12 protein-coding genes and 1 pseudogene are annotated in these 17,054 nt (G+C 38.4%); 7 read left to right on the top strand and 6 right to left on the bottom strand.

Annotated elements, in window-relative coordinates; translation table 11 throughout:
- Positions 1 to 84: 84 nt before the first annotated feature.
- On the bottom strand, positions 85 to 1,338 hold the full coding sequence (locus PU02_RS06295; RefSeq protein ID WP_414947397.1) for a lytic murein transglycosylase: 1,254 nt from the start codon (positions 1,336 to 1,338) through the stop codon (positions 85 to 87).
- A gap of 290 nt (positions 1,339 to 1,628) precedes the next feature.
- Between PU02_RS06295 and galU the strand changes: the two genes are divergently transcribed.
- Both galU and PU02_RS06285 read left to right on the top strand, forming a co-directional pair.
- Positions 1,629 to 2,513 carry a UTP--glucose-1-phosphate uridylyltransferase GalU gene (galU, locus tag PU02_RS06290; protein WP_053944694.1) on the top strand — a complete coding sequence of 295 codons (885 nt, stop codon included), beginning with the start codon at positions 1,629 to 1,631 and terminating at the stop codon, positions 2,511 to 2,513.
- 58 nt (positions 2,514 to 2,571) lie between these two features.
- Complete coding sequence (locus tag PU02_RS06285; protein ID WP_053944559.1) at positions 2,572 to 3,546, top strand: KpsF/GutQ family sugar-phosphate isomerase; 975 nt, start codon at positions 2,572 to 2,574, stop codon at positions 3,544 to 3,546.
- A 233-nt stretch (positions 3,547 to 3,779) separates the two neighbouring features.
- Here the strand turns inward: PU02_RS06285 and omp10 are convergent, their stop codons facing one another.
- Entirely contained in the window at positions 3,780 to 4,157 is a 378-nt protein-coding gene (gene omp10 / locus PU02_RS06280) for an outer membrane lipoprotein Omp10 (RefSeq protein ID WP_053944558.1), read from the bottom strand.
- A 279-nt stretch (positions 4,158 to 4,436) separates the two neighbouring features.
- On the opposite strand from omp10, the gene PU02_RS06275 reads away from it, so the two are divergent.
- The 5 genes from PU02_RS06275 (at position 4,437) to PU02_RS06255 (ending at position 12,673) form a co-directional block, all read left to right on the top strand.
- A complete protein-coding gene (locus PU02_RS06275; protein ID WP_053944557.1) occupies positions 4,437 to 5,807 on the top strand; it encodes a sigma-54-dependent transcriptional regulator in 1,371 nt (456 codons plus the stop codon).
- 817 nt (positions 5,808 to 6,624) lie between these two features.
- Positions 6,625 to 8,124, top strand: a complete 1,500-nt coding sequence (gene guaB / locus PU02_RS06270) for an IMP dehydrogenase (protein ID WP_053944556.1) — start codon at positions 6,625 to 6,627, stop codon at positions 8,122 to 8,124.
- A gap of 708 nt (positions 8,125 to 8,832) precedes the next feature.
- Positions 8,833 to 10,119, top strand: coding sequence for an RsmB/NOP family class I SAM-dependent RNA methyltransferase (locus PU02_RS06265; RefSeq protein ID WP_053944555.1), 1,287 nt, complete (start codon positions 8,833 to 8,835; stop codon positions 10,117 to 10,119).
- Between the two features lie 140 nt (positions 10,120 to 10,259).
- Entirely contained in the window at positions 10,260 to 11,816 is a 1,557-nt protein-coding gene (guaA, locus tag PU02_RS06260) for a glutamine-hydrolyzing GMP synthase (RefSeq protein WP_053944693.1), read from the top strand.
- 134 nt (positions 11,817 to 11,950) lie between these two features.
- Positions 11,951 to 12,673, top strand: coding sequence for a glycerophosphodiester phosphodiesterase (locus PU02_RS06255; protein ID WP_053944554.1), 723 nt, complete (start codon positions 11,951 to 11,953; stop codon positions 12,671 to 12,673).
- Positions 12,674 to 12,793: 120 nt separating this feature from the next.
- On the opposite strand, the gene PU02_RS06250 is transcribed toward PU02_RS06255, so the two are convergent.
- From PU02_RS06250 to ugpB, 4 genes and pseudogenes are all read right to left on the bottom strand, one after another.
- Positions 12,794 to 13,831 carry a sn-glycerol-3-phosphate import ATP-binding protein UgpC gene (locus PU02_RS06250; RefSeq protein ID WP_053944553.1) on the bottom strand — a complete coding sequence of 346 codons (1,038 nt, stop codon included), beginning with the start codon at positions 13,829 to 13,831 and terminating at the stop codon, positions 12,794 to 12,796.
- A 2-nt stretch (positions 13,832 to 13,833) separates the two neighbouring features.
- The gene (gene ugpE / locus PU02_RS06245) at positions 13,834 to 14,685 is read right to left on the bottom strand and encodes a sn-glycerol-3-phosphate ABC transporter permease UgpE (RefSeq protein WP_053944552.1); all 852 of its coding nucleotides are present in this window, start codon (positions 14,683 to 14,685) and stop codon (positions 13,834 to 13,836) included.
- Positions 14,686 to 14,695: 10 nt separating this feature from the next.
- Positions 14,696 to 15,580: pseudogene (ugpA, locus tag PU02_RS06240) on the bottom strand (sn-glycerol-3-phosphate ABC transporter permease UgpA).
- Between the two features lie 87 nt (positions 15,581 to 15,667).
- Positions 15,668 to 16,993 (bottom strand): sn-glycerol-3-phosphate ABC transporter substrate-binding protein UgpB, encoded by a 1,326-nt coding sequence (gene ugpB, locus PU02_RS06235; protein ID WP_053944551.1) that lies wholly within the window; start codon positions 16,991 to 16,993, stop codon positions 15,668 to 15,670.
- Positions 16,994 to 17,054 lie beyond the last annotated feature (61 nt).

Below are 17,054 nucleotides of genomic sequence, written 5' to 3'. Positions count from 1 at the left end.
CTTTGACATTGAGCACGTTCACAAAGATGAGGAAGAGAAATCAATCAAGTATCTTGTACAACAAGTGGAGCAAGGTCTTGAAGATTATCGTGCGTTAGATTTTTCCTTTCTCAGAAGCAGGAGAATTTCGTGACTAGGATACCCATTCACTTGTAGGCCATGGCGTGTCTGGAAAGCTTTAATTGCTTGCTTAGAACCTGTGCCAATCTTCCCGTCTATTTCGCCTTCATAATCACCAAGAGCGGCTAAAAGAGATTGCAATTCCATACGCTCTTGGAAAGTAATAGATTTGAAAGGGCGATTCCAATCATTTACTAATCCAGGGCGTCCTGCAATGCGGTCAGAAAGAAGAGAAACTGCAAGAGCATAACGATCTGCGTTATTATAACGCTTAAGTACAAAGAAATTTTTTGTTACCAAAAATGCAGGTCCATCTTGCCCATCAAGCAATTTTAGGGTTGCTTGCTCTGAAGGAGCGGGAAAGGGTTGCCCATTTGCACTTTGTACACCCAGTTCTGCCCACTGTTTAAAGGAAAGTGAATTTTCTGAAAACTGTTTCCCATGTGGTAATTTTACTTCTAGTCCCCAAGAAAGATCAGATCGCCAGCCATTCATGCGGAGGAGATTAGCAGCAGTAGCAAGTGCATCTGGAATGGATGTCCAAATATTACGCCGCCCATCTCCATCCATATCAACAGCATAAGCAAGGTAACTGCTTGGAATAAATTGTGTGTGTCCTAGTGCACCAGCCCAGGATCCAGTAAGTTGGGAACGATGAATCTCACCACTTTGTAGAATTTGCATAGCAGCAATGAGCTGTGAGCGTGCATATTTTTCGCGTTTTTTATCAGCATAGGCCAAAGTTGCAAGTGAACGAATAGCATCATACATTGCACTACCATTTTCTAAAGCTTTGCCATAGCTGCTTTCTATTGACCAAATGGCAAGAAGAACATGACGGTTAACACCAAAACGGTTTTCGATCTTGTCGAGCCATTGTTCCCATTTTTTTGAATGCTTACGTCCTTCCAAAATAGCGCTGTCATCAATGCGGTTGTCAAAATAGTTCCACGGCGAATCAATAAATTCTGGTTGATAAGCTGCACGTCTCAGTACCTCAGGATCAATTGTGTGGACTGTTTCAAAGGCTGCATCGAATGTAGATGATGAAATATCGTAGAATAAGGCTACTTTTTTAAAGTCTTGAATCCACAGTTTAAAACCATCGTTAGCGTGCGTAAATGAAGAGAAAAATGTTAAAAAGGTAAAAATTATAAAAGTTACATTAATAGCGAGAATCTTTTTATTCATAAATTTCTTCAGGGATATATTGGACATTATTTTTCTCATTTTTTAATTCCCCCCAGTATAAAAAATATCAGCTTGAATTTTGTATATTTTAGTATTTTACTTGATAAGTGATATCATCAGATATTACAAAAAAAGCTGAAATGAATGCTTTAAGAGTTTCCTACGTAGTTGTTTATTGCACCATTTAATAAGCGTGAAAAAGATAGCAGAATATCCTTCTAACAGTTTGGTTAAGATATGATAAATAATCACTGGGATAATAAACTCTGAATAAATATTATGGTAAAAACTAGGATAATGAAACTAAGATAATGTATGTGCATAAGATTCGCAAAGCAGTTTTCCCTGTAGCAGGTCTGGCGACTCGCTTTCTTCCAGCAACGAAGGCCATCCCCAAAGAAATGCTGACTATCGTTGATAAGCCTGCTATTCAATATGTCGTTGATGAAGCGCTTGAAGCTGGCATTGAACATCTCATTTTTGTCACAGGACGCAATAAGGCGGTAATTGAAGACTATTTTGATATACAAGCTGAGTTATATGCGATCTTAGCTGAACGAGGAAAAAGGGAGGAGCTTGAGTATTTACAAGATTTACAGCCGCGTCCTGGAATGACTTCGTTCACTCGGCAACAGCAGCCATTAGGTCTTGGACACGCTCTTTGGTGTGCTCGTGAGTTGGTTGGCAGAGAGCCTTTTGCTTTATTATTGCCGGATATGTTGATGCAAGCTGAAAAAGGCTGCCTTTCCGAAATGATACGTCTTTATGAAAACACTCAAGGGGGAAATATCATTGCAGTTCACGAGTGTGATTTTGAAGATACTTACAAATACGGTATTGTCGGTAGAGGAAAGCAAGTTGAGAATGGTTTTGAGATTACACAAATGGTGGAAAAACCAGCGAAAGGAAAAGCTCCATCTAATTTATACATTAATGGACGTTATATTTTGCAGCCAGAAATATTCGACATTTTGTCTAATCAAGAACGAGGAACAGGGAATGAAATTCAATTAACAGATGCTATGGTAAGGCTTTTAGATAAACAACGTTTTTTTGGTTTTCAGCTCGATGGACGCACTTTTGATTGTGGCTCTAAAATTGGTTTTATTGAAGCTAATGTTGCCTTTGCTTTATCTCGTCATGAGTTGCATCAGCAGGTGTCTGATTTACTAAAAAATTTGCTTGAAACCATTAAAGTGTAAGGTAGTGTAAGCTTTCTGGTTCCGCTTGAATTTTGTCGTGATAAGGTAGTCTATTGATATGTCAGTTTTACAATGCGCTGTTGCATCAGCGCTTAAAACCATTTCCAGTGAAAAAACAGGACTTGAAATTCTTGAAAAGGCTCTCTTAGAGGATCTTTCTAGTCCTTTTAAAGCAGCTGTGCAGACTATTAGGAATTTAAGAGGCCGTGTAGTAATTACAGGGCTTGGTAAGAGTGGTCATATAGGGACAAAGATTGCTGCAACTTTAGCTTCAACAGGAACACCTTCTTTTTTTGTGCATGCTGCAGAAGCGAACCATGGTGATCTTGGTATGATTAGTGCAGATGATGTGATTCTTGCTTTATCGTGGTCAGGTGAAACTGTAGAACTGGGCGGTGTTATAAATCATGCGGTGCGGTTTCGTATACCACTTATTGCAGTGACATCTGGTGAGAATTCTACATTGGGGCGGCAGGCTGATATAGTGTTATTGTTACCAAGAGTGGAAGAAGCTTGTCCTTATGGTCTTGCCCCAACAACTTCCACAATTATGCAATTAGCTATTGGTGATGCATTGGCTGTGGCTCTCCTAAAAATGCGTGGTTTTACAGCGACGGATTTCAAAATTTATCACCCTGGAGGTTGTCTTGGTGCGCACCTCAAGTCTGTGGGTGATATTATGCATCACGGACAGAATATCCCCTTAGTTTCACAGGGGGTTTCTATGACTGAAGCGATGCGTGTTTTAGTTGAAAAGCATTTCGGTTGTGTTGGTGTTGTGAATAAAAAAGGGGAATTGGTTGGGATTGTAACGGATGGTGATCTTGCGCGAACCCTTCATTATGATTTGTCAAAGTTCAATGTAGATGAAATTATGATGAAAAATCCGAAGATTTTGAGTCCAGATACGCTTGTTGGTGCTGCAATGGCTTTCATTCACGAGCATAAAATTGGTGCTTTTTTTGTTGTTGAACGCAAAAAACCTATCGGGATTGTTCATTTTCATGATCTTTTGCGCGTCGGTGCTGCTTAAATTTGGGAAGGAATCTTTAAAAGATTTTTCTTTTACAAGTAACAACAAAATTCTATATGTAAGTTATTTATATTAAACATTGTTTGCGGATGTTGTTCTTTTGTATATCTTATTATATGTGTAGACGCAAAATCGCCATTTTGATTAAGATATTAGCATAATACCCTCTGAGAGTAGTAGATATAACCACTCTCATTAGAGTGAGGGTACTTGTGACGCTACAACAGAAGTTTTCATTTCATTTTGCGTTTAAGAGAAAATTCCAAGCCAGCGTTTGATGTGCAGAAGAGTCGCATTACATCGTTTGATACTGTGCAGTCTGCTCGAGATATTGTTCCGCGGATAATCGAGCGGATCTCAATTGCAACATGTTTGGTGCCAACATAATTATAGGTTCCCTCTGATAATTTTTCCTCCGTATCTACGGCCCGTGTTTCAAAAATACCATTGTGGAAAGAGGAAACGATACCATTTGTATCGATCCATTCACCATCAATTCCCTTTGGTATGTTTTGCAGGGGGAAATATCTTTTATAATCTTGCAAGATACCACAGGCTGTTAATATAAAAACGGTGATTGTAAGGCTTAAAATGCTGTAGGTGCGTTTCATTCACTTTACTCTTAAATTGGTCTATTTTTTAATTTTTGTGTCAAATCTTAGTTTAAAGCACGGTTGAATTACTCTTAGCAATATGAAATTTTTTATGAAAATCAATGAAAAAGCAAAAAATTGGAAAAAAATATCTTAATAGTGTATCTAATGGAAATTGTTCATAGAGTGAGCACGCGGGGCACAAGAGGTGAAATACATTCTTATGGTTTGCAGTGACTCCGATAGTGATTCCTATATTGACGCGTTTAGTAATCTCATAAGGAGATTATTAAAGTTATGATTGGTCCAGTTCTTGTTGCGAGTGAAGACCACGGGAAACGTTTAGAGTTTTCCGCTATGCTTCGAAGTATTGGTTATCGTGTTATTGAAGCAGAAAATAGCTTACGTACGATTGATCTTTTACATAGACGTAAGAATATAGTACTTGCGTTGCTTGATGTTGTTATGAGTGATTTAGGTGTGGGTGATGTTATCACAATGGCTAGGAATGCTGGAATTTTTTCTCCTATTATCGTTATAGCCCAGCAAGATAATCAAGAATTACTCCAAAAGGCTTTAAAAGCTGGAGCTATCGATTATTGGATTTACCCAGTTACACCATTGCGGCTGCAAGTTACCCTTAGCAATCTTTTGTTGATTTCTGCACTAGAACGTGAAGTTTGTTATATTCAGAAAAAAAATAAGAATCAGTTACGATTTTCTGATCTTCATATGAAGAGTAGTGCGATGCAGAAGATTTTGGAGCAGCTAAGAAACTCTGTTTCCTCTGTACAAAATTTTTTAATAGAAGGTGAGGTTGGAACTGACCGTGAGACTTTAGCTCATATTATTCACAATGAAAGTATCTTTTCAGAAGGTTCTTTCGTTCGTTTTCAATGTTTATCTATCGTTGATCCGGAGGAGGAGAAGCGTGCATGGTTTGAAAATTTTTTGCCATTGATTTCCTCCCTTAAAAAGGGGACTTTGTGCCTTTGTGATGTTGATAAGCTCGGGTTGATGCAGCAAAAGCGCCTTATGCATTACTTTAAAGAAAAAGCAGAATCTGTGAAAAATGAAAATTCACAGTTTAGGATCATTTCTACTTCGACGTCGCATCTTGCAGATTTGGTTAATGAAGATAGTTTTTTACGCAGTTTGTTTGAATTTCTTTCTCCATTACATGTTAATGCCCCAGCTTTAAGAGAATTGAGAGGGGATCTTTTAGAAATTTCTCAGCGTTTGATCGATCGTATCATTGTGGAAACGGGTCGATCTCATATACATGGTTTAACGGGATCAGCTCTTGCGTTACTCATGCAGTATGATTGGCCTGGAAATCATAGTGAACTCGAAAATTTGCTGTTTCGTGCAGTCTTACTTAGTGAAGGGCCATTATTAACGGTTCGAGATTTTCCGCAATTGGTAGGAAATCCGCTGTTTAATTCTTCGAATAATATGAAGGGTGATATCCGAGAGTATTATGGGGAGAAGTTTATAGATTTTTTGAATGTTGATGGACATGTTCGCCCTTTTGCAGATATGGAGCGTGACATTATTCAAAAGGCAGTCAAGCATTATAAAAGGCGTATGAGCGAAGTTTCTCGCCGTCTTTGTATAGGGCGTTCAACGCTTTATCGTAAAATGGAAGAGTATGAAAGCAATAAATAATTGCAGATGAAAGTAAAATTTATGATATTTTGTTGATGGATACGTGATGGAAATGTCAGACAACAAAATGGAGATTTGGGATTCTTTTTTTCAAAGTTTCGTAGGGATTGTGTTTTTAGGTTCGTTGCGAAAATTACTTTATTATCTAGGGTTTACAGGTTTGAAATGGTTCCTAAGTAATCAGAGCTTTTGAATATGTATGATATTTACGGGTTTCTCTGTGTTTTTATTGCCATTATGTTTGCAGTATACTTAATTTACCGCTATATGGCGAAAAGATAAAAAATTCCAATATGGCATCGGGATTTTTTGGGATGGAATAGGCATATAAAATTCAATATTACTGCTCTTCACAAATGTTTACACCGAGAATGTTTGCTAATTATTTAGCATCCAGTGCTGTTTGGGTAGCATGTGCTGATTGTGCACCTTTGTAGTAGGGATCTATCAAAGAAAGTATGATAGATCTTATAAGTTTAAGTGAGATAATATTAAGTATAAGTTGTGGTAATTACGACCTTGCAAGAAAGTTCGTATATACGGTTTTAAAATTGATTGTAAAATTATTCTTGTTAGATCTTAAAGCTTTGTTTAGTAGTTATTTTTGTTAAGCATAGGAACGAATATTTTATTTAAATATGTTCCTTAATGACCGAATAAATTATAACTACCATCTATGTGAGGTGTGGTACAGAGGGAATATTTTTCTTTTAATTTTTTTATAGCATGGCATAATTTTGCTCAGACCCGAGATTTATGAGAACCGTAGTTGCATATTAGAGTTTTTGCGGTATTTTTCTGTTAAAGGAATTTGGTTATGGCAAAAATTATTGAGACGAGAACAGGTGCATTGGCGCTTACCTTTGATGATGTGTTGTTGCAGCCGGGTTATTCTCTTGTTATGCCGAGTCAAGTTGATGTTAAGACGCGCATTGCTGCAGATATTGAGCTCAATTTACCATTGCTTTCTGCCGCGATGGATACAGTAACAGAGTCGCGTTTAGCTATTGCTATGGCTCAAGCAGGGGGGCTTGGTGTTATTCATCGTAATATGTCTGCTGTTGAGCAAGCTGAAGAAGTTCGCCAAGTAAAGAAGTTTGAGTCTGGCATGGTTGTGAATCCAGTGACGATTGGACCAGATGCAACGCTTGAAGAAGCAAAGGCTCTTATGCTTTTTCATGGTATTTCAGGTATTCCTGTCGTTGAAAATGATGTTGAAGGTCGAGTTTCTGGCAGGCTTATTGGTATTGTAACGAATAGAGATGTGCGTTTTGCATCGGATCCAAAGCAAAAAATTCACGAGTTGATGACATGTGAAAATCTGATTAAGGTGCGTGAGAATGTACAATTGAATGAAGCAAAATATCTTCTGCATCATCATCGTATTGAAAAATTATTGGTTGTTGATGAGCAGGATCGTTGTGTTGGTTTAGTGACAGTTAAAGATATTGAGAAAGCACAGCTGCATCCGAATGCAGCTAAAGATTCTCAAGGTCGCTTGCGTGTTGCTGCGGCAAGCAGTGTTGGAAATGATGGTATTGAACGCGCGGAACGATTGATTGATGCGGGTGTTGATGTTTTGGTAATAGATACAGCCCATGGGCATTCCCAACGTGTTCTGGAGGCGGTTCAACGGATTAAGAAAATGGCACGTTCTGTGGCGGTTATTGCTGGCAATGTAGCTACACCGCAGGCAACGCAAGCTTTAATCGATAGTGGTGCAGATGCTGTGAAAGTTGGTATAGGTCCTGGTTCTATTTGTACAACACGGATTGTTTCAGGCGTTGGTGTGCCCCAACTGTCGGCTATTATGGATGCCGTAGAAGTTGCTGATAGGGTAGGTATTCCAGTTATTGCAGATGGTGGTATAAAATCATCAGGTGATTTTGCTAAAGCTTTAGCAGGTGGGGCATGTGCAGCTATGATTGGTTCTCTTTTGGCGGGTACGGAAGAGAGTCCTGGTGAGGTGTATCTTTATCAAGGTCGATCTTTTAAAGCATATCGCGGTATGGGTTCTGTCGGGGCGATGGCAAGGGGATCTGCGGATCGTTATTTTCAGGATGAAGTGCGTGATGAGCTCAAATTAGTTCCTGAGGGAGTTGAGGGGCAGGTTGCCTATAAGGGACCTATAGCATCTGTTCTGCACCAGTTGGCTGGGGGGTTACGTGCTTCAATGGGGTATGTTGGAGCGCAAAATTTGGCAGAGTTTCGCGAAAAAGCAGCGTTTGTTCGCATCACAAATGCGGGACTCTATGAGAGTCACACACATGATGTTGCTATTACGCGTGAAAGTCCAAATTATCGTGGTCCGATTTGAAGTATGGATTTTTGTATTTTTTTGTCGTGGTGTAATAATTTTTCTGGCGATATAATTTTTTTATCTGTAATTATCTGAGGTGCATGAGGCAGTTTGGATGTGTGTATGATTTGTGCAGGAATGAATTGGTAGTGCTCTTTTAGATCGAGATGATTTGAAGAAGGGAGCAAGTTATTCTTTAATACGGGGATTCTGTTCTCTTTTTAGTAAAGATAAATACTCTATGAGTGATGTTTTCTTCTTGGTCGTTTGTTTCTCATGGATCTAGAGTGCGAGTATTATTCTCGTCGGTTTGTAGCTAGAATGATAAACCTTAGAAGATTATTTTAGTTTAAGAGTTGAAATTATATGTTTCAATGTGGTGGGAATTATCCATAAGTGAATGATTAAGGGATATAAATTTCGTAGAAAAATACGCTACTTAAACACTAATAATTGTGTACCAGCTCATTGTATAAATTTTTCATAAATTGATAGATTTATTAGGAAAATATGCGGGTTTTGCATAATGCTATTTTTATTTATGGCTTTGTATATTAGAGGTAATTCTGTTTTTTCTAATTCAATAGTTTTTTTAAAAAATTCGTATTAAAGTGTTAAAAATATTCAATTTTCAATGTTTAATTTGATGGTAATATGGGCAATAAATGTGCTCATTATTGTTTTTGTTTGTGTATCAATTTTATAAATTTAGAAAAGGATGAATGAATGCGATTGGGTGGGCGTTTACAGGCAGCGATAGATATTCTCAAAGAAGTAGAAATGCAACATCGTCCTGCAAATGAATCTTTGAAAGATTGGGGGCTTTCTCATCGCTTTGCCGGAGTAAGTGATCGTGCAGCAATTGGTAACATTGTTTATGATGCCCTGAGACGACGTCATTCATTACAGTGGCGTATGGATAGCAGTAATGTTCGGGATTTAGCTTTTGGAGCCCTTTTGGATTTTGGGGGGATGACTATTGAACAAGTTGAAAAATCTTTGGAAGGAGATCGATTCGCGCCTCATCTACCAGAACCTAAGCAGCGTAAATTGTGGGAAGAACGTTCGTTACGTGATGCTCCAGATTATATTCGGGGTGATATTCCTCAGTGGTGTAAGACACATTTTTCTTTTTTGTTTTCAGATAATTGGGTTGTTGAAGCAGCTGCTTTGGCAACACGTCCTTCATTGGATTTGCGTGTAAATAGCTTAAAAGCAACACCGGAGAAGGTAAGCAAAGAATTATCTAAAGTAAAAGCTTACGCTCTACCATGGTTTTCGCAAGCGTTACGAATTGCACCTATTGAAAAATTAAGCCGCCATCCAAACGTTCAAGTTGAGCCGTCTTTTCAAAGGGGATTTTTTGAAATTCAAGATTTAGGATCTCAGATTATTTCTTGTCTTGTAGAGGCAAAAGCGGGGATGCAGTTATTAGATTATTGTGCAGGAGCTGGTGGCAAGACACTGGCTTTGGCTGCTCATATGGGTAATAAGGGGCAGATTTACGCTTATGATTCTGATAAGACTCGCTTGGTTCCTATTTTTGATCGTCTTCGGCGAGCAGGCGTCCGTAATGTGCAAATTCGGGGGCATACAGAGGAGTTGAAACCGTTAATCGGGCAGATGGACATTGTTGTATTGGATACACCATGCAGTGGTACAGGAACATGGCGTCGCCGTCCAGATGCGAAATGGCGCTTGACACCAGAGCAAGTAAAGCGGCGTCAAGCTGAACAGTGTGCCATTTTAAATTCATCTCTTAACTATCTTAAACAGGGTGGCCGTCTAGTGTATATGACGTGTTCTCTTCTTATCAGTGAGAATGAAGAACAAATTTCTTATTTTCTTAAGCGGTATCCTGTTTTTTATCCAGTTGATATGAAGGCACTTTGGCAACGGCATTTTGGTTCTTCAGGTGTGCAGCCGACATTTTCAAAACACGGTTTGACTTTATCTCCGGCGGTGACACAAACAGACGGCTTCTTTTTATCTATTTTGCAGAAAGGGTGTTGAGATCTATTTTTTTGCATTTTTATCAGGAATTTCACTAAAACAGTACTTTTCTTGCAACAATGGCCTTGTTGAAATAGGAATGATTAAATAGTAAGGGGGAGAGAACGTTTGCTATTTTGCTATTATTGATTGGTTTTTTTATGTATACATTACGTTCAGATACGGTCCTTATTATTGATTTTGGTTCGCAATTTACACAACTGATAGCTCGACGGGTGCGAGCGATAGGTGTGTACTCTGAAATTGTTCCTTTTCAACGGTCTTTGGAAGCAATTAAGCGGATAAATCCTAAGGCCATAATTTTATCAGGGAGTCCCCATTCAGTTATTGATGAAGGATCTCCGCGTGCTCCTATGGAGGTTTTTAAAGCGGGTGTTCCAGTTCTTGGTATTTGTTATGGTGAACACGTTATGTGTGTTCAGCTTGGTGGAAAAGTTGAAGTTGGGTCTGAACATGAATATGGGCGTACGTCCTTAGCAATAAAAGAGGAAAGCGCTCTTATTGAGGGGATTTGGGAAAAAGGATCATCTCCGCAGGTGTGGATGAGTCATGGTGATTACGTGACAGTTTTGCCAGATGGATTTCGCGTAATTGGAACATCAAAAGGCGCACCTTATGCTATTATCGCTGATGAAAAAAGACACTTTTATGCAGTGCAGTTTCATCCAGAAGTTGTCCATACATTAGATGGAGAAAGAATCTTACAGAATTTTGTTTGTAAAATATCTGGTCTAAAAAGAGATTGGTCTATGGCTGCTTACCGTGATCAAGCTATCATTGAGATACGTAAAAAAGTTGGAAAGAGCCGTGTAATTTGCGGCCTTTCTGGTGGTGTTGATTCGTCAGTTACAGCTGTGTTACTTCACGAAGCGATAGGAGATCAGCTAACATGTGTTTTCGTAGATCATGGATTAATGCGCAAAAATGAAGCGGAAGAAGTCCTTAAACTTTTTCGAGACCACTACAATATAGCACTTAGGCACGTTAATGCCGCAGAAATATTTATCAATGCATTAAAAGGTGAAGTGGATCCAGAGAAAAAGCGTAAAATAATCGGTCGTCTCTTCATTGAAATTTTTGAAGAAGAAATGAGAAAAATAGGTGGTGCAGAATTTTTAGCGCAAGGAACGCTTTATCCAGATGTTATTGAGAGTGTTTCAGCCATTGGTGAGACGCTGACAATTAAGAGCCACCACAATGTAGGAGGGTTGCCGGAACAAATGAATATGAAACTTGTAGAGCCGTTGCGTGAGTTATTCAAGGATGATGTTCGTGCACTAGGGAGAGAATTAGGGTTGCCTGAAGAGTTTATAGGTCGTCATCCTTTTCCAGGCCCAGGTCTTGCAATTCGGTGTCCAGGGGAAATTACACATGGTAAGTTAGCAATCTTGCGTGAAGCTGATGCAATTTATCTCGATGAAATTCGTAAAGCTGGGCTTTACGATAAAATCTGGCAGGCCTTTGCTGTTCTTCTTCCTGTTCAAACTGTTGGTGTTATGGGAGATGGGCGTACCTATGAGTTTGTCTGTGCTCTCCGTGCTGTAATATCTGTAGATGGTATGACTGCTGATTTTTATCCATATAATATGGATTTTTTAGGTAAAATAGCTGCACGTATTATCAACGAGGTTCGAGGTATTAATCGTGTTGTTTATGATGTGACTTCAAAACCTCCTGGCACCATTGAGTGGGAATGATTGAGCATAACCGCTTTTTTTTGAGAATTATTTGGAAAGAGGTTTCTCTTTGGAAGTATGTGGGTTTATATTGGTCACCAAATCATCGTTTTACTTTGTTTTAGTTGATAAAATCTTGAGGTATGAAATTGTGTATGCATAAGCCAAAGATTGTTGCTCATCGTGGTGGAACAAATTTCTATTCTGAAAATACGCTGTCAGCTTTTCGTCATGCAGTTGAAATGGAAGTTGATGAAATTGAATGTGATGTTCATCTTTTGAAAAGTGGAGAGGTGGTTGTATTTCACGATTTTTATCTTGAACAATTAGTTGGGCAAAAAGAATATATTCACAATATTGATAATGAAATGCGCAAGAAGATGCATGTAAAGGGAAGTACAGAACCTCCTCCTTTATTAGAAGAAGTTCTCGATCTTCTTGTTCCAACGAATGTTTCTCTTCGCCTTGAGATTAAAACACGTGGTCAGCCTGATAATGAGAGTGCTTTATCTCAGAGAGCACTTGAATTGATTCGTAAAAGAAATTTAACAGAGCGTGTTTCGGCAATTAGTTTTGATGCTGTTAGCCTTGTTCCTTTCATTGAGGAAGGAATTCCATCTGGTCCATGTATTGATCATTTTGAAGGTGACATGACGCATCACTTTTCTCAATGGAAAAAATTAGGATATTCCGAGTTAAGCTTGGATGGTTCAATTGTATCTCATGGTTTTATTGAATCTGCACTAAATGCTGGATTTACCGTAGGTGTATGGACCATAAATGGAGTAGCGCGTTTATCATATTGGTTGGATATGCCTGTGCACTACATCACAACGGACCAACCTGACCTTGCCCTGAAATTGCGTTCAAAAAAATAGCAGATATTTTTTGATATGTAGGGATATGACAGTCGTTCTGAGGCACAATAAAGAATGTGTAATGAGACTTTTTCACTAATGGACATGGTTGTCTAGGATCTAAGATTTTACTTAAGCCGGTTACGTGCGTTTTCCCGTTTTTTTATTAAAAGTATGAAAATTTTCATAAGAAACGGTAAAACTTAAAGTTTGCCCATAGTCTGCTGTAATGCGTTCTTTCATGTCAATAGTAAGGAGAATATTATTCCAACATGTTAAAACCTGGCACCCTACACCTATAGGTTTAATCAGTTCAATATGCGTATGAAAAACGAGGCCCTTATTAGGATATTCTCCCAATAAAATTTTTTCTGGTCTAAACGCTAAAAGATCAGTTTCTTTGCTGTAAGAAAGTAAAAGATTTGAGGATTGCTCTAGGATATGACGATCAACAAAATTCATAGGAGGAGAACCAACAAAATCTGCAACAAAGATTGTTTCAGGGTAGTCATAAATTTCTGTTGGAGTCCCAATTTGTTCTATGGATCCTTTATTCATAACGACTATTCTATCAGCTAACGTCATTGCCTCTAATTGGTCATGAGTAACATAAAGGCTTGTTGTTTTTAATGAACGTTGTAATTTCTTGATTTCAATACACATGTGAGCACGCAGTTTTGCATCAAGATTTGAAAGCGGTTCATCAAAGAGAAAGATACGCGGTTGGCGAACAATTGCACGCCCCATTGCAACACGTTGACGTTGTCCCCCCGATAACTGTCTCGGTTTTCTTTCGAGAAATTGTTCTATATCCAAAAGTTTTGCAGCATGTGTAATACGCTTATTGATTTCTTCTCTAGGTGTTTTACGGTTCTTAAGACCATATTCTAAGTTCCCGCACACAGTCATATGCGGGTATAGCGCATAGTTTTGGAAAACCATTGCAATGTCACGATCCGCAGGTTCGCGGTTATTAACACATTCATTGTCAATATAGATCTCACCTGAAGTAATTTTCTCAAGGCCAGAAATGATGCGCAATAAGGTTGATTTTCCGCATCCTGAAGGACCCACAATAACAAGAAATTCACCATCAAAAATATTTAAATTTAAATCATTAATGACCAAAGTATCATTGTCATATTGTTTTTTTATATTGAATAATTGGATTATAGCCACGGTTATTTCTCTGTTTCAATGAGACCTTTGATAAAAAGTTTGTGCATGAAGACGACAATTATAATGGGTGGGAGCATTGCAACAATTGATACTGCCATAAGAATATTCCACTGAGGATTATGTTGAAGTGATTCAATTATAAGCTGCTTTAAAATGATGAGAATAGTTTGATGATTTTTATCTGTTGTAACTATGAGGGGCCAAAGATATTGTACCCATCCATAAATAAACATGATGATGAATAGGGAAGATATGTTGCTTTTACTGAGAGGTAAGAGAATGTCTTTAAAAAACCTAAATGGTCCTGCCCCATCAATGCGGGCAGCTTCCAAAAGTTCATCGGGTACAGTTAGAAAAAATTGACGAAATAAAAAGGTAGCTGTTGCTGATGCAATCAATGGAATGATCACGCCACCGTAAGTGTTGGTCATATCTAATTGTGCAACTACTGTATATGTTGGGATGATACGGACTTCTATGGGAAGCATCAACGTAATAAAAATAAGGAAAAAGGTGATTTTTCTTAATGGAAAGCGCATATAAACGATTGCATAAGCAGACAAAAGTGAAATACTGATTTTTCCAATGCTAATACCAAGAGCTATAATAAATGAGTTCATCAGAAGTGGCCAGAGGCGAGGAAGGCCTAGTTGTGTGAGGCCATCACCAAAAATCGTTTTATAATTTTCTAAACCATATTGACCTGGAAGAAGAGGAAGAACTCCAGAGTTAAATGCGCTTGAACTATGAGTTGAAGCAACAATAGCGATATAAACTGGAAAAAAGATAATGATGATACCGATAATAAGGACGAAATGAGTTAGAAACGTCAAAAATGGACGATTTTCAACCATGGTTTTTCCTTTAATATTGCACGCGACGTTCAATCCAACGAAATTGGATGAGTGTTAAGAAAATAACCATGAACATCAATATAACTGATTGTGCTGCGGATGTACCAATCATTTGATTTCGAAAACCATCATCATATATCTTATAAGCGAGTGTAGTTGTTGCACGTGCAGGACCTCCGGACGTTGTATTTTCAATGATTCCAAATGTATCAAACATAACGTAATTGGTATTAACCACAAGGAGGAAGAAGGTTGTCGGTGAAATTTGTGGAAAAGTTATGGTCCAGAAAACGCTTGAAAGGGCTAGCCCCATCAATTGCTGCTGCCTCCAACTGTGAGCGTGGAATTGATTGAAGTCCGGAAAGAAAAAAAGAAAATTGTAGGAAATTTGTTGCCAACTGGCTGCAATTATGACGAGAATCATTGCTTGAATTTCGTTGACACGATAATTCCATATAATGCCTGTTTTCTTCAAGATATCAGGGATGATTCCGATAGTAGGATGGAAAATAAATAACCATAATATACCCGATAATACAGGAGCAACAGCATAGGGCCAGAGCAAGAGCACAGTATACGCTTTTTTTGCATGAACTGTACGATCAACAGATACTGCTAGAAGAAGTGATATCGTCATAGATACAGCTGCAACAATAGCAGAAAATATTATGGTTGTAAGGAGCGATTTTACGTAAGTCGGGTCAGATAAAATTGTTACATAATTTTCAAGACCAATAAAGGTTGTAGTAAAACCGAAGGGATCCTCGCGCTCAAAAGACGACTTTATTGCCTGAGATGCAGGCCAAAGGAAAAACAAAAAAATTATGGTAAGCTGAGGAAAAAGTAGCCAGTAAGGGAGTAAACTGTTTTTAAAATACGCATATTTTTCATTCATGTGCAGCGCTCTTTGAATAAGAGTCAGAAAAAATCAGGAAGTCAGCTTTTAGAATCAAATTTTTAATATTGAATGACTACCGTAAAATTAACGGTTAGTTCTCTCAAATTCGCGTAAAAGCTTGTTGCCGCGTTTAACTGCTGTATTCAGTCCAGTTGTGGGAGTTTTAGAGCCTTTAAGAACAGATTCTAATTCTTGATCAAGAATAGAGCGAATTTGCGGAAAGTTACCAAATCTTAACCCCTTAGAATTTTTTGTTGGAGAATTGATGTTAATTTGCTGAATGGCAATATCAGCTCCTGGATTTTTATCATAGAAACCCTGTTGTTTACTTAATTCATAAGCAGTTTTTGTAATTGGTAAGTACCCTGTTTCTTGGTGCCATTTTGCTTGGTTAGCTGCTTGTGAGAGGAATTTTAAAAAAGCCGCTGCTCCCATGTATTCTTTAGCTGTATGGCCTGCTAAAACCCATATGGAAGCTCCTCCAATGATTGAATTTTGTGGTGCACTCTGCACGTCAGAGTAGTAAGGTAACATGCCAAATCCAACATCAAATTGAGCATCTGCAACAATTCCATTGAGTGATCCTGAAGATTGCATGAAGATTGCACAGTCCTGTGCCATAAACATGGGGGTTGAGTCTAACGCACCAGCTGGGCCACCGTAACGAAAAATTCCTTGATCCGACCATTTTTTCAGATCTGTCCACATACGAATCTGCAAGGGGCCATTAACTGTAAGCTCTGAGTCAAAACCATCAAAACCATTATTTTTCGTTCCAAAGGGAAGATCATGAAATGCAGAAAAATTTTCTAAGCCGATCCATTGAGCTGCGTAGGCCATTGTAAAACCGCAGCGTGCTGCTCCACTGTCAATAATTTGTTTTGAAAAATTTTCAACATCTTCCCATGTTTTAGGGGGGAGTTCAGGATCAAGCTTTGCTCTTTTGAAAATATCCTTGTTATAAAAGAGGATTGGTGTTGAAGCATTAAACGGCATAGAGAACATTCGCCCTTGAGTGTCAGAATAATAGTTACTGATGGCAGGCAAGTAATCTAAAATGTCGAACTCTTGTTTTGTATCATCCATAAGTTTGTAAATTGGATAGATAGCCCCTTTTGCAGCCATCATGGTTGCAGTACCAACTTCATAAATTTGGGCAAGAACCGGTTGTTGTTTTCCACGAAATGCTGCAATGAGAGAGATCATGGTTTCTTCATATTCACCACGAAATGAAGGGACAACAGTATAATCGGATTGGCTTGCATTAAAGCTGTTTACTAAACTTTCAGTCTGCCGTCCCAGATCACCACCCATAGAATGCCAAAAGCTGATTTCTGTTCGAGCAAAAGTCACCGTTGCAGTGGTAGCTGTAATAATGAGCACTAACGCAAAAAAGCGAAAACGGTCCATAATTTACCCCCTTAATAAGCCAAAAGAAAAATTATTCTAACATTCAATATCATTCATGAAA

Origin of the sequence: Bartonella ancashensis (genome assembly GCF_001281405.1) — a bacterium.
Lineage (GTDB): Bacteria > Pseudomonadota > Alphaproteobacteria > Rhizobiales > Rhizobiaceae > Bartonella > Bartonella ancashensis.
The sequence above is the reverse complement of the archived record's forward strand: the minus strand, read 5'-3'. Positions and strand labels throughout refer to the sequence as shown.

Coding starts and splice junctions, on each gene's coding strand:
- PU02_RS06285 (WP_053944559.1), top strand. CDS start 2,572: ATGTCAGTTTTACAATGCGCTGTTGCATCAGCGCTTAAAACCATTTCC.
- guaA (WP_053944693.1), top strand. CDS start 10,260: ATGTATACATTACGTTCAGATACGGTCCTTATTATTGATTTTGGTTCG.
- omp10 (WP_053944558.1), bottom strand. CDS start 4,157: ATGAAACGCACCTACAGCATTTTAAGCCTTACAATCACCGTTTTTATA.
- PU02_RS06265 (WP_053944555.1), top strand. CDS start 8,833: ATGCGATTGGGTGGGCGTTTACAGGCAGCGATAGATATTCTCAAAGAA.
- PU02_RS06275 (WP_053944557.1), top strand. CDS start 4,437: ATGATTGGTCCAGTTCTTGTTGCGAGTGAAGACCACGGGAAACGTTTA.
- ugpB (WP_053944551.1), bottom strand. CDS start 16,993: ATGGACCGTTTTCGCTTTTTTGCGTTAGTGCTCATTATTACAGCTACC.
- guaB (WP_053944556.1), top strand. CDS start 6,625: ATGGCAAAAATTATTGAGACGAGAACAGGTGCATTGGCGCTTACCTTT.
- PU02_RS06255 (WP_053944554.1), top strand. CDS start 11,951: ATGCATAAGCCAAAGATTGTTGCTCATCGTGGTGGAACAAATTTCTAT.
- ugpE (WP_053944552.1), bottom strand. CDS start 14,685: ATGGTTGAAAATCGTCCATTTTTGACGTTTCTAACTCATTTCGTCCTT.
- PU02_RS06295 (WP_414947397.1), bottom strand. CDS start 1,338: ATGTCCAATATATCCCTGAAGAAATTTATGAATAAAAAGATTCTCGCT.